The organism is Testudinibacter sp. P27/CKL/0425 (genome assembly GCF_052931395.1).
Genome location: NZ_CM128801.1, coordinates 1,039,236 through 1,054,154 on the forward strand (window position 1 = coordinate 1,039,236; position 14,919 = coordinate 1,054,154).

At 46.8% G+C, this 14,919-nt stretch carries 19 protein-coding genes and 1 pseudogene; 1 reads left to right on the forward strand and 19 read right to left on the reverse strand.

What is annotated here, in order from left to right:
* Nucleotides 1–111: 111 nt before the first annotated feature.
* Nucleotides 112–399 (forward strand): hypothetical protein, encoded by a 288-nt coding sequence (locus tag ACUHGC_RS05155; RefSeq protein ID WP_446834560.1) that lies wholly within the window; start codon nt 112–114, stop codon nt 397–399.
* A 29-nt stretch (nt 400–428) separates the two neighbouring features.
* Here the strand turns inward: ACUHGC_RS05155 and ACUHGC_RS05160 are convergent.
* The 19 genes and pseudogenes from ACUHGC_RS05160 to ACUHGC_RS05250 form a co-directional block, all read right to left on the reverse strand.
* Nucleotides 429–827: pseudogene (locus ACUHGC_RS05160) on the reverse strand (hypothetical protein); the annotation flags it as partial.
* A gap of 79 nt (nt 828–906) precedes the next feature.
* Nucleotides 907–1,395 (reverse strand): enoyl-CoA hydratase, encoded by a 489-nt coding sequence (locus ACUHGC_RS05165; RefSeq protein WP_446834561.1) that lies wholly within the window; start codon nt 1,393–1,395, stop codon nt 907–909.
* A 12-nt stretch (nt 1,396–1,407) separates the two neighbouring features.
* Entirely contained in the window at nt 1,408–3,939 is a 2,532-nt protein-coding gene (locus ACUHGC_RS05170; protein ID WP_446834562.1) for an endosialidase catalytic beta-propeller domain-containing protein, read from the reverse strand.
* A 1-nt stretch (nt 3,940) separates the two neighbouring features.
* Complete coding sequence (locus ACUHGC_RS05175) at nt 3,941–4,543, reverse strand: putative phage tail protein (RefSeq protein ID WP_446834563.1); 603 nt, start codon at nt 4,541–4,543, stop codon at nt 3,941–3,943.
* Nucleotides 4,534–5,601 carry a baseplate J/gp47 family protein gene (locus ACUHGC_RS05180; RefSeq protein ID WP_446834564.1) on the reverse strand — a complete coding sequence of 356 codons (1,068 nt, stop codon included), beginning with the start codon at nt 5,599–5,601 and terminating at the stop codon, nt 4,534–4,536. The genes ACUHGC_RS05175 and ACUHGC_RS05180 overlap by 10 nt, the downstream gene beginning before the upstream one ends.
* Complete coding sequence (locus ACUHGC_RS05185; protein ID WP_446834565.1) at nt 5,602–6,015, reverse strand: phage GP46 family protein; 414 nt, start codon at nt 6,013–6,015, stop codon at nt 5,602–5,604.
* 7 nt (nt 6,016–6,022) lie between these two features.
* Nucleotides 6,023–6,547 (reverse strand): phage baseplate assembly protein V, encoded by a 525-nt coding sequence (locus ACUHGC_RS05190; protein ID WP_446834566.1) that lies wholly within the window; start codon nt 6,545–6,547, stop codon nt 6,023–6,025.
* Nucleotides 6,547–6,996, reverse strand: coding sequence for a phage baseplate assembly protein (locus ACUHGC_RS05195; RefSeq protein WP_446834567.1), 450 nt, complete (start codon nt 6,994–6,996; stop codon nt 6,547–6,549). Before ACUHGC_RS05195 ends, ACUHGC_RS05190 begins: the two co-directional genes overlap by 1 nt.
* Nucleotides 6,993–7,748, reverse strand: a complete 756-nt coding sequence (locus tag ACUHGC_RS05200) for a phage baseplate assembly protein (RefSeq protein WP_446834568.1) — start codon at nt 7,746–7,748, stop codon at nt 6,993–6,995. The genes ACUHGC_RS05195 and ACUHGC_RS05200 overlap by 4 nt, the downstream gene beginning before the upstream one ends.
* Nucleotides 7,745–9,109 (reverse strand): DNA circularization protein, encoded by a 1,365-nt coding sequence (locus ACUHGC_RS05205; protein ID WP_446834569.1) that lies wholly within the window; start codon nt 9,107–9,109, stop codon nt 7,745–7,747. The genes ACUHGC_RS05200 and ACUHGC_RS05205 overlap by 4 nt, the downstream gene beginning before the upstream one ends.
* Nucleotides 9,109–10,983, reverse strand: coding sequence for a tape measure protein (locus ACUHGC_RS05210; RefSeq protein ID WP_446834570.1), 1,875 nt, complete (start codon nt 10,981–10,983; stop codon nt 9,109–9,111). The genes ACUHGC_RS05205 and ACUHGC_RS05210 overlap by 1 nt, the downstream gene beginning before the upstream one ends.
* A gap of 114 nt (nt 10,984–11,097) precedes the next feature.
* The gene (locus ACUHGC_RS05215) at nt 11,098–11,457 is read right to left on the reverse strand and encodes a hypothetical protein (RefSeq protein ID WP_446834571.1); all 360 of its coding nucleotides are present in this window, start codon (nt 11,455–11,457) and stop codon (nt 11,098–11,100) included.
* 10 nt (nt 11,458–11,467) lie between these two features.
* A complete protein-coding gene (locus ACUHGC_RS05220; protein ID WP_446834572.1) occupies nt 11,468–11,818 on the reverse strand; it encodes a phage tail tube protein in 351 nt (116 codons plus the stop codon).
* 15 nt (nt 11,819–11,833) lie between these two features.
* The gene (locus ACUHGC_RS05225; protein WP_446834573.1) at nt 11,834–12,520 is read right to left on the reverse strand and encodes a phage tail sheath C-terminal domain-containing protein; all 687 of its coding nucleotides are present in this window, start codon (nt 12,518–12,520) and stop codon (nt 11,834–11,836) included.
* 33 nt (nt 12,521–12,553) lie between these two features.
* Nucleotides 12,554–13,297 carry a hypothetical protein gene (locus tag ACUHGC_RS05230; protein WP_446834574.1) on the reverse strand — a complete coding sequence of 248 codons (744 nt, stop codon included), beginning with the start codon at nt 13,295–13,297 and terminating at the stop codon, nt 12,554–12,556.
* Nucleotides 13,297–13,494: a DUF2635 domain-containing protein gene (locus ACUHGC_RS05235; RefSeq protein ID WP_446834575.1), complete on the reverse strand. Its 198-nt coding sequence runs from the start codon at nt 13,492–13,494 to the stop codon at nt 13,297–13,299. Before ACUHGC_RS05235 ends, ACUHGC_RS05230 begins: the two co-directional genes overlap by 1 nt.
* Complete coding sequence (locus ACUHGC_RS05240) at nt 13,481–14,047, reverse strand: DUF1834 family protein (RefSeq protein WP_446834576.1); 567 nt, start codon at nt 14,045–14,047, stop codon at nt 13,481–13,483. Before ACUHGC_RS05240 ends, ACUHGC_RS05235 begins: the two co-directional genes overlap by 14 nt.
* A complete protein-coding gene (locus tag ACUHGC_RS05245; protein WP_446834577.1) occupies nt 14,044–14,466 on the reverse strand; it encodes a gp436 family protein in 423 nt (140 codons plus the stop codon). Before ACUHGC_RS05245 ends, ACUHGC_RS05240 begins: the two co-directional genes overlap by 4 nt.
* Nucleotides 14,466–14,867 (reverse strand): HI1506-related protein, encoded by a 402-nt coding sequence (locus ACUHGC_RS05250; RefSeq protein WP_446834578.1) that lies wholly within the window; start codon nt 14,865–14,867, stop codon nt 14,466–14,468. Before ACUHGC_RS05250 ends, ACUHGC_RS05245 begins: the two co-directional genes overlap by 1 nt.
* Between the last annotated feature and the right edge of the window lie 52 nt (nt 14,868–14,919).

Below are 14,919 nucleotides of genomic sequence, written 5' to 3' on the forward strand. Positions count from 1 at the left end.
CCGATCTACTCGCCAGTCAGTTGTTTTAACCCCACTTTAGACTTCACTTCACCCTCCAACAGAGTAATGCTGTGTCCAACAAAACAACGAAGAGCCGAGATGAGGTGAATGATGTTTCCAGTTAAATTACGAACCGAGCGGGAGATGATGTTAGAGGTTGCGCTAGTTGCAGATAGAGAGGGACGCAGCTTTAAACCAGGTCATTTTCTTTATCATGTTAACGGGCAATTATACCGTAGCGAATACCTTGATGTGCTATTTATCCACACCCATTGCCACCACCGTATTATTGCACTGCAAAATGCTAAAGATACCAATGCACCTTGGTATTACTGCCTTTTTTCTGAGTTATATGCCGCAGGCGTTAAGCCATTATCGCCCAATCAACAAGATTATTAACGATTAAAGCCCCGTGCGGGGCTTTTCTTTTAGAACCGATACACTAGGTTGTCTTCATATTTCCCACTATAACTGGTCGACGTTTGCACGATAATGCGTTGAGTCTGCTAAAATGCTTGCCAGTTATTGCTTTTGCTTTCCACTAACCACTCAATAAAGCGGATAAATTCACTTTTGGTCGACGAGAAAAACAGATAGGGCGGTCGAGTGAGATGGATAAGCCGCAGAAAATCAATCAAATCGAAGTAGTTCGTCTGCTTATAGGCCGCCTGATGGGTGCAGAGATACGGTGGGTCAAGCACAAACAACGCCTTTTTATCGGCTTGAAATTGCGGCAGTAGTTGATGGAAAGACTCGTGTCGCACTTCAATGCCATTGAGATAATCATCGGCGTTGGGATAATCACTCAAGCGCACACAATTATAAAACCCAGTGATTTCGCAGTGGGTGGCTCATCTTTCCGCCCGACCAAGGCTTTGCATGGAAAGATGAGCCTTAAAAGGGCTTTTAACGCGGTTTAAAAATTGCCGCTAAGTGGTTTGGGCTAAATCGCCAGCCCTCGTTGCCGCCATTGATGGCATTGGCACACCATTCCGAGCAAAAGAACTTGTTACTGTTTTCTTTCATGCCAAATACCACGCCAATTGCACCCCACCAGTCATAGCGTTTGCCCTTGGTGAGTTGAAAATAAAGTTCAACTTGTGACTCACTGACACCGGTAAGCGGCACTAAATCCCACTTCTCATTGGTGACATCATTCACTTTTTTTCGTACACCACCATCACGAATGCTGGAGGAATAACACACGAAATACTCTTCGTAGTCGTAGTGGTGACCTGTCAACCATTGGGTGTGTTTGACTGCGATCTCGCAGTGCGAATACTTGCCCTTGGTAAGTTTTCGCGTGAGCCAATCGGAGAAGCGCATCATTAAGGCTTTTGGGCTTTTGCCTGTTTTGTGCCCTTTGTAGAGGGCAAGAAAGATCGGATTATCCATTCCTCACCTCCACTACGAAAAGTTTAATTTCGATTCACGTACCACACCATCGCTACCTTTGAACTTCACCGCCAGTGTAGTATCGTTTTCTCGTTGAATGAAAATCTGATTATTATCCAATTCAGGCGGAACTCGGCTAGCTTGAATAACCAGTTTATCCACAATCGTCACGCCAGCTAATCGTGTATTTTCTGATTTTACCTCAACCATATTTGGCGTATCGCTTTTATCATTATGTAATACAATCAATGCACCATTATTGCTGTTGGCTTTATGGGTACTGGAGAGATAAATGCGTTTAATATCATTTAAATAATCCGTACCATACATTGCATAATCACCTCGACCAGAGGCTAGCATTTGCAATACGCGCAATGCCACACATTCTGTTAATTCCTCAAAACGCGTGCTGCATTGCACTATACGAATCCCATCAACGCCGCGAAAAACAGGCAATGTAAGGCAATCTGCACCTGCCAGTGGTCGTTTTTGATACCCACTTGTTGCGGTTTTTAAGCGTAACCGCAAACAATAGATATCAGGTTGGTAGCCGTCATCAATATGGGCATTGTTAGCATTTTGAGCATTTTCAACTTGAGAATGGCTATTGCGAGCATCTTCATCCCCAAAGAGATAAAATAAAGTGCCATCTTTATAAACAACGGAGCCAACGCCACATGCACTTGAGCCTGATTCGCCTGCGTAAATGCCTTGATAAACGCAACGTGTTTTTACGCGCTCAGCATAGCCAAAATCAGATAACTTAACCGTCATAAGCATCGTGCGAGGACGGTTGCCGACATAACGATTGCCTGATTTGTCGCCCACACCTGTTTCCCACTCATTTTCAGCTCGCTCTGTACCAAAAATATAAGCAACATCATCAATGATGGTAAAAGGTAATGGAGTATAATGCACCGCTGTTTGTGTGAGCTGAAAAGACTCCAAGGCACTGCCATCCAAATTACAGCGCAAAAATAATGCAGGTGTATCGACACCTTGCGAGCGTGTTGTAATGTACACCTTACGCTTATAGTAGTTCACACAAGGCTCACCGCGCATACGTGCAATCTCATCAGAAAGAAAATGCTGATTATAAGACGCCTTGCCTGTAGCCCAGTTTAACGTAAAGTGAAGAAAGCCTATTGCACGTGTGCCATCACCATAATGGAAACCCGTTAAAAACTCCGCACTGGTGACAGGAGAGAAGCTGTGAATATGGGTCACTGCATTGCCATTTCGTTCAAAGTTACCTAATGGTTGAATTGACCAGTTATTGCGTTCAAAGGAAATCCCACAAAGCCACTCATGACCTTCGTTATTGGCTGACTGTGAACTCTCATTGTGGACAACAAAGGTATTAGCATCGATCACTTCTTTAACCTCGGTATCACCCGAAACACCCGTAATCCCTGAGCCAGTAAAGGAAATATGGTCTCCTTTAAATAAGCCGTGCCCTTCAAGCGTCACCGTGACTCGTGTGCCATCTTGACGAATACCGCCGACTAACTTGCGTGAAATAGTCATTGGGCGGGAATACAAAAATGCTTTGTTGAGTTGTTTGGTCGCAACGGTTCTCTCTTCAATAATTGCCATTACACGATTACCCAATACGCCCATACTAAAACAGTGATATCCAAGGGTTGGATTATTAGGATGATAATCGACTAAAATACTTGGGGCATCCCAAGTTGACCCTCCGTCAAATGAACGAACCCACGCAACACGCATATCATCATAGCCGTGACGAAAGCCCAACATAAATGGCGCATAGATAACATTATCGTGTACGAAGGTCTTATCTTGTGTCCATGCGGTGTAGTAGCCTGTGCGTGTGATTTGTGCAACGTCACCGCGTAGAAAATCGGGGCTAACATATTCGATACCGTTGTAACAGTAGGCCACATTATGCATATTAGCGGCAGGCACCTGTCGGTGATTGATATTCACAACCAAGCCTAAACCGTCAATATTTTCAGATAGCTGCTCAAGCGTTTCCACCATGGCAGTATTATCAGCATCTGCTTTGAAGCCTGCGTCAAAAAGAGTTAATGTCGTGTAAATCCGTCGCCAACAAAGCGTCTCGGAGGACGAAGCAAAGTGTGTTACGCCGTTATCTTGTACGAAAGAAACCGCTTCAAAATCACCACCACCAGTAGAGCCACCAGCATAATAACTTTTCACGCGAATCTTTTGTCCTAATTTAAGTGGCGCAATCGTCCGCAATTGCTCAATTGATTCACATTCCCCAATAAAACGAAAACCATCGGGTTTGCTAAGTTCAGCCATATAGGATTTAGCTTGCCCTTTTGCCATTTCTCTAATAGCTCTAGAGATCTGGTTTAATTCACTTTTTTCAGGTGCAATACCTGCATCATCAAGGATACCTAAAAGCTCAGCTTGAACCATATTAAACCAATGTGCACCGGGGTACGACGGTTGTTCACCGCCACCACCCTCAGTAAACCAAAGACGTTGATCGCTCACTTTAGCAGGTAATTCAGGGCGTGTGGAAACACCTGATTCGTTGTCTAAATGATACATATTAAAGATCCTCTTCTGTTTTATAGACAAAAACAAACTGTAAATGGGAATAAGCGTAGCGTTTCAACAAACACTCCAACTCTTGGTTTCGTTCGATTAACACAATTCGGTGAAGCACATCGTCAAGACAGGTGGCGTAACGGATTGACGGTGTGTGGGTATAAATAAAAATTCGCCACGCATTGGTTTGCTCAAAGAGCGGATAGGTGCAATCACGCAGGCAGTGGTGCGGAAAATGGTTCACTACACGGATTTTAAAACCCGCTTTTGCCGCCACATCTTCCAGAAATAATTTGCTGTTTGAGCCGACTTCATCTTCTTTTTGTTTAACTTGTGCTTGCCGTTCAGTAAGGCTTTTTCCGGCAACTTTCCGACCGCATTCAGGCAGTCCGAAATATTCTTCCCACTCTTCTAAAAGCAACGTTGCTTGACCTGGTATACGCTCATAAACCAACTCGTGAGCGGTGGCATTCACATCGACCAACTGGTCGCAACGTACCGCCAAAATTTTGGCAAGATTGCCGTCCAACACACGTTTCCACGCCAAGCCCATCGGCAATAGTTTGATTGCCGAATCCAAATACTGTGCTTGTGTTATCGCCATACAATCGCCCCTAGCACAGGGATGGTATCGCTCGGGATTTTGATGTCGGTTGCTGGGGCTAACACGTTGTTATCGGTTTCACCGGCGGTGTTAGATACTGCTGCACGAATTTGTGACAGATAAAGCGTTGCACCTGTGCCAGCATTAGTTAAATAAGACGACAAACTTTGCTTAACCGCCTTGCGCAAAGTTTCAGAATCTGGATTAATACGCAGTTCAAAATCAATGGCTCGGTATTGTGGTGCGAACACAAATAGCTCAACATTCGCAGGCATTCCTTCCAGCTGTCCGGTGACTTCGTTTTTATGTCCACTGATATAAGCGTGCACCCGAGCACAATCTTCTTGAGCCGGTAAAATATCGGCTTGCCCCTCCATCACAAAAGCGACTCCTACCGTGCCGCCACCTTTATGTCGCGGATAACACCACGCACGGGTCACTCCTGGCACTTCGGTTGCCCATCGCACATAATCGTGATCAGCTCCGCCCGCAGGCGGATACTGCACCCGATAGATCAAACGACTCAATAGGCTGGATAGGCTTTCAATATCGGTACCACCACTCATTGATTTAATCATCGCAGTGGACTTCACGCCTAAAATAGCAGAGGTTAAATTGACCGCACTTTCAGCATCCACATTGCCTTGCGAGCCTTCGACTTCGCATTTCACCGCGATTTCTTGTTTGCCAGCAGTAACGGCGGTTGTGGTAGTGGCGATAAAATTCAAGCCCGTTAGAGCGTGCTGGAATACTGTCCCTTCGGGAATTTCGCTATTGTTTGCAACATCAACAATCACCACACCTTCGGCGGTAGTGGCTTGCTTGCGAACAATGCCTTTATAAAGGCAATATTCGATTAAATAGTCTTCATCCGCCGTGGTGGGGATAATTTGCCGTGCGAGCCAGTCGATATGCATATGTTCGCCAGCACTCAATGCCGCACAGATGCGGTTAATCACCGTCACAACATTGTTGCGGCGCAAGTTCGGTAAGCGGTGCTGAAATTGTTGCTCGCCTTGTTTAATGAGTTGCGACAGTGTTGGGGATTGATAAGCCACTTAAACACTCCAGTTTGTGCTAAACGTCCGTTGTTCTTTGCTCCCGTCGAGCAAAGTAACGATAATTGTCAGTAGCAGAACTGAAGTTTGGGGATTGGTCGCAAAGACTTGATAGCCTTTGATTTCACCGTCTGTGATAAGCCACGCTAATGCGTCATTGGCGTAACGCTGGGCATCATCAAGCACGGTTTGCAGTTGTTTTTCGCGCGAAAGCGTCCAAAGTTTAGAGCCAGTTTGTTGTCGTGTATCCTCGTTAAACGAGTCACCCCACCAACCATGCTCACCGCCGACACGCAAATCAGTAAACAACGAAATAATAATTGCGGTGGTTAAGCTGTCATCTAGTATTAACGCGTCATTGAAGATAACTAAATCGCCGTTACCGTCTGTCCACGTTAATGCTAAATCTGACATATTTCACCTACACTGGTTTACCCGGTCCTTTCTCGTGATTGTAGTTTTTACCGCTAATACCACTCGACACGTGATCTGCTGCTGTTGATATTCCCATAATATCCACGTCGCCCGTGAATTGAGTTTGTGGGGTTTCAAACAACACCACATCAGCATTCACGGTAAATTTTTTGCAAGAGAGAATTGCCTCACCGTTTTCGGTCAGCAGAAGTTGATGCCCTTCGGCGTGATAAACCACGGTATCGCCTGATTTAAGTGCGGTCGGGCGAACGCCTTTATCGTCCACCACAATGGCGACAAGATGCGAACGCTTGCCGCCCACCGATAGCACGATGGCTTCGCCCGCTTTGGGGAAAGAGCTAAATCCGTAGTTTTGAAAGCGCTCTACATCGTCTGCCACCTCGTCCGACTGTAACCGCAGTTGTAGATTTTGACGAGCCAAACTATCGGTAACAATCGACACCACCGCACGGCTCACCATTAATTTTAAACCGCGTTTAATCGGGCTTAAAAGTCGGTTTAAACCTTGCATTATTGTTTCTCCTGCGGTGTAAATGTGTACTCTTTTACGTTGTCTTTAGTAGATTTTTTCGCTTTTTTCTTATTTGGCGATGTGTTTTTCAATGCTTCAGGCGGTTCATCAAAGGCATCGCGGTGCATTAACGACATCTCAGTACGCGTACCACTTTCGTCCAAAGTGTAGCGACAATCCACGATCAAGCGCTCTTCTTTATTGACACCCAGAGCAGGGGCGTCAAGCACAATCAATTCATTCGGCAACCAAAGTGTGCCGTCCGGTTTAAACCACCCCTGCACAATCGCGGTTGATCGTTTTGCCTCGGCATTGTTGCGGCTCATCTCCCACATTGCCCGTTGATAGCCGGTGCTACCTATCATATTGTCATCGGCAATAATCACCACCGGACGATAACGGGTAATTTCATTATCTTTAACTTCTACTTTTAAACCGCTGGCACTCATTGATTTTGCCCTCCGCTCACAGGGGTTTCAGAGAAAATATGCTCAGATTGTTCTGCTGATTTCTTATCACCTTTCGCACCGCCTTGCTCGGCATCGCCGATGATACGGTAAAGCGAGTAGCGTTGCGTCCAAGCGTCCATCACCTCAAGCGACAGCAGATTTTGTCCTAGTACCAAATCACCCACTTTGGTTTTACTCGGGTCGGTAAACACTAAATTACCGTCTACATCTGATGTCACCAGCACACCTTTATGCCGTGCCGCCTTGCTCAACGTATGAAAAGCGGTTTCCCCCGGTTCAACCTGCCACACGGGGATCACTTCTGTTGCTCCCGCTTCCGTTGCTGTCCAAATAACCTTTATGCCAAAAGGCTTGCAAATGGCTTCGGCAATTTGTTGTAGTGTTTGTCCTTTAAATTGATAGCTATTGTGGATCACCGCACAATCCACCAAATCAGCGGTTTTATCCCGACCACTCACCGTAATTTCTTTATTTTCACCTTCAATGCGTTGGCGGATTTCATCAAGATAGCCAGTAATTACGGTTTGTCCCGCCATTTTTAAAACTAAATTTGATCCACCCTTTAACACGCTAACATCATCTTCGGGGCGTACCGCAATCCCCAAATCAAACTGACCGCTCATTGCTTCAAGCGAGCGGAAAACCGATAAGGATTTCCAGCCGCTGAAAATCTTGCCATTTAAAAACAACTCAATTTTGACCGCGCTTTTTTCCGTATTAATATCATTCATTGCAACACCTCAATTTCTGTTCCGCCCAAGCAAAAGAGCGGGTGCTTAATCCCGTTGCGTAACGTCAACCGCTGCCACGTTGTCGCATTGCCGGTATATTTGTGCTCGATCACCAATGCCGGAAAGGTATCCTTCAGCTGAACCACCCCCGCATTGCTCTGGCTTTCACCTCGCACCCGCAAATCCGTCAGCAACACCAAGCGAAAATGGTCAAGCGCGGTATAACTGTCCCATTGTTCCGCATCTGCCGTATCTAAAATCATCGTTTCCAGCTGTTCATCAATGTCAGCGATATAACGCTGAATATCCGCTTTCGATTCAATTATTCCGGCTTGCATATCTTCGCCAATGGTTTTTTGAGCAACGGATTGCGTTACCGCATCGGAAATCGCCTTGCCATATTCCACCGCAAGGGTCGATAGTACCAATCTTTTTAATACAAACTGCGCTTTGCCCATCAACGCGTCAAAAATTTCCTGTTCGTGCATGGCGGTGAAATGCTTATTCAAAACCGCCGTGGAGTCCATTCGGTTTTTCTTGGCGGCGGTCATCGAATCCAGCGTGCTTTGGCTGATCTCTGTTTGCAACAGGGTTAAATCATTCGCCGACTCTCTAATTGCCGAAGTCATCACCGTATGCTGCACAATCTGCCGATTGCTTGATACCGTACTTTGCACGCTTAAACGGGTTAGATCCTGCAGCTCCAACGCCAACATTTTCGGCTCAAGCAGCAGTACATTAATGCGGTTTTTAATCGACAACACCTTGTCTTTCACCGCGCTAATGCCGGTAACCAGCGTTCTCGCCCCCTGAAATACCGTTTCAATAAAACCCACCGTGGATTCTGCCAAGCGAAACACCGGATTATCGACCATCGCTTCAATAAAACCCGACACATCATCAATCGTCGCGGCAAACTCATCAGCAAGGGTATCAAGGGTTTTACTGTATTCGTCCAACACCCCAAAGGCGGTATCGGTGGCAATCTCTGGCGCATTTTCTTCCAATGCCGGCACAAAAGTAATATCAAATCGGGTTACCCGCTGATGAGCGGTTGAGTGCGTGGCTTTATAATCTTCCAGCAATACATCGACTTCGCCAAAATAAGGGTGTTTCAGCGTACCTTTACCCGATTTTTCTAACGCTTCAATCAGGCGTTCCGCTTGCTCTACGTGGTCATCACCCACCACCAAACAACGCACGTAATAAGCCCGCAGCCGTTTACCAAGGTCTTCAGTTAAACCATCTTCACGCAACGGATACTCGTGTTTGACTAATCGCCGACCACCGTTAATGCCCTGATCGTCTTCAATTAAAAACGACACACCACGGAAAGACCCTTTACCTGTAATTTTTGCCATCAGTTACCTCCGTTAAGTTGTCGGCTGGTGTTACCCGTTTGCACCGCAATATCTAATGCACTGCGAGCAACACCCACCGCAGTAGAGGAGGCACTCGCCACAACACCAAAGCCCTGTGGGGCAGAAATCTTGACGTTAATTTCGCCGTCTAATGTTGTTTTATTTTCGATTTCAGCCGTTTTGCCGTGAAATTTCATCAGCATATCATCAACATACCGCTCATTTTTTGACACTCTATTCTGATATTGCTCCTCGGTATAAGTGCCAAACTCAAGCCGCTTTGCTGCCACCTCATTATCGAGCTGACGATCAAACGCACCAAACGTTACGGCTTGCCCCGCATTCACTTTCTCTATCCTGGCTTTTTGTGCCGGATCCATCGTCAAAGGCTGATAACCCGCCCAAAAATCTGTTGCTGGCTTCGATTGATTGGCAAGATGCCGATAAAATTGCTCTTCCGTTGGCGCTCGTTCTTCCTCTTTGGCTTCTGCAATAGCCATTTGTGTAGGACGTTCTTCAGCAGCAACCGCAAGCGCACCCAGCGTAAGTAGCGGCACAGTCGCATTTTTCACAACACTGAAAGTGTTTTTAGCAACCGTAGCTGCTGTGGTGGCAGCCGTTGTTTTCGCAATGTTTCCAGCGGCTTTGCCTACGCCATTTGCTGCACCGAGTGCCCCTAAATTAGTCACATAAACAGGCGTCACCCCACCTGCCACACCATCAAGTGCATTGCCAATAACGCCGACTCCTTTAGATCTTGAAAGCAATTTGGTCAGTAATCCACGGACATCAATTTTACCGAGACCCCATCTAGCCACTTTGTTGCCAAGATAAAGTGCCGCCATAAATTTTGCCACGTTGCCGTAACCGCCGGATTTTTCCGCAATCCAGCTAATTACGCTGCCAAGACTTTCTAAAACCGGCTTCACATCTTGCCCCAGCTCTTTTATCCCTTTAATTGCTGCCAGTAGAGTATCGCTGACGGATTGGGCGAATTCATCAAATTCGCCATTGTCCATTTTCTCGTTGATCCAAGCCAAAATGCTGCCGACTTCATTTTTCAGTTCGTCAAAAATTCCTTTTTGCATTAGCTTGGCTTGCATCATCGTAATGTTGTCGCCGATATTTGACATCATTCCGTCCCAGGTTTTCATCTGCTCTTCGGCAGCACCGGCGGCATCAACCCCCATTTGTCGCAACAAGGCAGCAATCGCTGAACGCCCCAGCTTGCCTTTGCTCAATAAATCTTTATAAAAATCGGCAGAATGTTTGCCACCATCGGCTTTTGCCAACATTTCAAATACCGGAATATTGCGTTCTAGCAAGGGATTAACCTCTTCCCAAGAGACTTTACCTTTAATATTGGCTTTGGAAATCGCCGCAATATAGCCGTTTAAATTGTCTTTCGTACCGCCGACTTTGGCATTGTAGTCCACCAACGCTTGCAATGAACCATTCATCGGATCGATGCCTGCCGTCTTTAACCGCATTGCCGCATCTTGCACGTCCATAAATTCCATTGGAGTTTTGGTCGCAAACTCCGTGACCCATTTAAACGCTTTATCACCGTCGTCTTTAAACGTCTGTTTCATCCGAATCGCTGCCATCTCAAATTCGGCAGCGGTTTTAATCAATGAACGTGAAGCAAGGGCTGCACCGCCGACCATACCGGCAACCGCCCAGTTTCCGACAGTATTAATTCCACGCGATAACCCCATCACGCCTTTTGTGGCTAAATAAGCACTGCGTTCGATTTTGGTCATCGCCTTGGCGGAGCGATTTGCCATCTGCTCCATACTTTTGGCATTGCGTGCGGCGTTGGCTTGTAGATTACCGCCAAGATTGACGAAAAAAGACGTGGAATTATTTGCCATAATGATTAATCCGATTTGATGTAGTTAATATAACGAGGCAGGTTAAACACACTTTGAGAAAGCAGCCACTCTGGGCTGCATTGATAATGTTTTGCCAGCAGCAGACAGGTTTTCTCAAGCCTCTGGGTCTGCCGCATCCAGTCGCCCCCGCTCAAGCACTCGCTGTGCTTTAGCACTTTCCATCGTTTCCAAATAAATATTGATCGTATCAATATCTTCAGGGTGCAGTTGCTTCAATTGTGCTAACGAAATCGGGCCATTCAACACCCCGATTTTGCCGATTTGACGACGCAACAACTCATAACCAAACAGTGCAGGGCTGTTGACCAGCGACGGATTACCGTTGCCGTCAAATACCAGTTTTTCTGCCGATAACTGTGCTTCAAGCAAATCGCCTGTGGTCAGCTCTTTCAGTGTTACCGATTTCTGTAACTCATCACCGTATTTCAAACCGTGTTTTAACACCAAATCCATCATTCACTCCTTACGCCCGACGGCACTCTTTCGCGGCAAATTTTACGCTGATTTCGCCTTTTGATGATAACGTCACCGCATCGACCACCCACGCCCCTGCGAGCAGATAGGTTTGTCCGATATCGGTGGCAAATTCGACAGTCGCCTCCGTCCAGCTTTTAATTGTCATCACATCGATGCCGTCGGTGTTGAAGATTTTGCAATCCACCGTCGCTTCAGTGGCGGTTTCTTGATAGCCATAGACCCGAGAGCCTTTCACCGTTTCGCGCGTGTAGCCGCCGATGTCCAGCGTGGCATCATCTGCCGTCGGAAATTCTGCGCCATTGACGCAGATATAAGCTGTTCCTTGATATTTACTCATTGTTTAACTCCTTGATTACAAAATAAACTGCACTGCGTGGGCATAAATCCGGAACTGATTGACCAGATTTTCATTGCTCAACACATTCAGGCGATTACGATCGTTTTGGTCACGCTCCACCAACAGCGATTTAGCAAAGTTTTCATAGTCTTCCACCAGACCGGCAAACTCCAATTCAGTGAACAAGGCAAGCAGCTCACTTTTAATCACTTTCGGGGTCACAATGGTTTGCCCCGGTGACACACGAATGCCGTCATCAGCAAGTTTATGTCGAGGGTATTTCTGCGAAATCCGCGTGCGAATCGCATAACGGATATAACTCAAGGTCGCAATGGTTTCCACATACAGATAACTTGGGTCGTTATCACCAAAACTGTTTTTGCGATACATCGTAATCAACGCCTCAATCTGTGGTTGCGAATTGGCATTGACGATGTAAGTGGACGCACCGCTAAACAGTAGCGTATTGCGATCCGGTAAATCCCAACGGTCAGACATCGCCGGCGGCAACATATCCAACACCAAGGTTTGCAACGGACGCGCAGGATCAATCGCCAGATAATACGAGGCAACTGCGCCCACTGCCGAAGCCCATTCGTACGCCGGTTCAGGCGTAATATTGGTAGCAAGGGTGGACATCAAATAGTCATTGCGTTGCTCGGTGAAAGTCGTCACCGTGCCGCGCGTGCCGCGTTTTGCCATAAAGCACGTGCCGTCAATTTGTTTCAGCGGCCCTCAACGGTTGACCAGCTCGGTGCGTAACAAATTCAGTGATTCAGTATCAGTGAACGGATTGATAATATAATTCCACCATTCCGCCCCAAAGCCGGTGATAGCCGTCGCCATATCAGGATTGACCGAACCGCCTGCCATTGCGGTGATTTCAGCGGTAATACCAATCGGGTAGCTTTCACCGCTGTAATAATTGGTGCGAATATCAATATCGTTAGCGCACTCACCTTTAAAGCGAGAGGTCACGGTGACAGTATCGGTGGTCACTGCTGCCGTTACCACATTATCCCCATCGGCATTAATTGCCGCTGCCAGTTTGGTGGCAAGTGCGGTTGCCGTATCATCAACCGCCACCGCAAACTTATAATTCACCCCGGCAACCATCACGCTTAAGGCCCCGGCTTGTGTCGCTTTACCGACCAATTTAATTTTACCTGTAGCGGCAGCACTGCCGGTTTTATCGTCAAGCGGCAGCACCCACAAATCGGAATAATCATTATGCTTGCGGAACACGCTTACCATTTTCGCCAGTTGCGAACCGCGCCCAAACAGCGCTTTTGCCTGTACATGGCTGGAAACACGCACCGCACTTCCGGTGGTTGCTGTGCCGGTTGCCAGCTTTTGTCCGATCATTAAAATCTTTTGCAACATCTGCGGTGTGCCGGAAACCGCCTTGGTGTTGTCAAATTCAATGTACGCCAACGGCACACGGATATTGTTCGGAATTTGGTTATATGAAATCGCCATTACTCAGCCCCTTTCTCTTTGGTGGTATTTTCTTTACTGACAGTCGCTTGTTTGGTTTCGACCTGCTCGACATCGCCGTCTTTCAAGCGTTTCAGCCAGTAACTGTTGCGTGGTTTGTCCTCGCCTTTGCCGGCGAGTTGTTCTAGGGTTTCAGGGTCACGGATAATCAAACCGCTCTTGGGCTTAATCTTGATCATTGTCTTTCTCCTTTGTCGGTAAAATAACGGTTAATTGGGTTTTATCATCGATTGCATTGTTATCTCGAGATTGATTAAATTGGTGATGATAAGTAATGAAATCATTCAAGGTGCTGTCATCAATGGCGTATATAATCGGCTGCTGTGCATTGAAATACATCGCATACACCGCAACCCCCATTCCTGATTGAGTATCGCTCCACAGATTTTGCACCGATTGCAGGCTAAACAGTCCACTGGGTGCAATTCGTTCGCCATCAATGCCCGCTGTGAGTTGCTCGACAATCTGATAAATCCCGACTTGCCCTTGGCGTTTGCCGTTCAGCACATTGGCAACCACGAACACACCCCAACGTGCGTTCACCTCATTCGGACGATTGCTCGGCAGTTGTCCCAGCCAAGCGACATATACTGCCGGTGGATTGCGGACTAAACGTTTTACTGAACCGTCATCCCATTGACCGGGGTGTTCGGTCACTTCTTTCAGTGTATTGCCGCATAACGTCTTAATGCGTGCCAAAAGTGCGGTTGAGGTTTCAGCGATAATACTCATATAAAGCCTTTGGATTTTTCACGCGCCCAAACTGAACCAGCGGACTGAATCATCGCCGTGTTGTCGCTTTCCACTGTGGTATCGTCTGCGGCTAATCCGAGTGAAATTTTGCCTGCCGCCACTTGCTCCAGAAAACGAATACTGTCTTCATAATCCTTGCGAGCTTGGTCGGTTGCGTGATTTTTCTCCAGAAAATAGCGCGCCAAATGGCAAGCGTGCAGATTTAACGCGACCGGTGCAGACGACAACGGCAGGGTATAGCGTCCGCCGATATACACATCAATCGTGTTTGAAGCGTCAGTTAATGCGGCCTCTACCTGCGCTTCGTCCAATTCACCGCTGTTTTCATCATCAGAGATAGTTTGAATAACGTGCCGACCATACCGTTTGATGAGATCTGCTTGCGTGGCATACCGCATTACTCACCGCCTTGTCCGCTTTCAGCCGCTTGTGCTAACAACTCCAACAACTCCGGCTTTTTCGCCTTGCTGTTATACTTAATACCAAGTGCGGTGAGTTTTGTTTTGATTTCGTCCACGGTAAAATCTAAATCGGCTGGTAAAACATCACTCTCCAGCCCCGATGTTTCCGGTGTAATTTGATGACTTTCGGATAACAACCGTTGTTCAGCTTCTGTAATTGTTTCGGTCGGCATAAGATCTTGCGAACCGAATACCAAACGTGGATCAGCTTTAAATGCGGCGATTTGGGTGTCCGTAACGTCCATAAGCAGATTTTGACCTTTTTCAAGCACGAAGCCTGCACGGCGATAGCCGCTGTGAGCGCGATTATGCACAACGACCTGATAGCGTGTTTCCATAACATTTTCACTCCTTAAACAAGGTTTAAATTCGATTTAAAGAGCGGTCAAC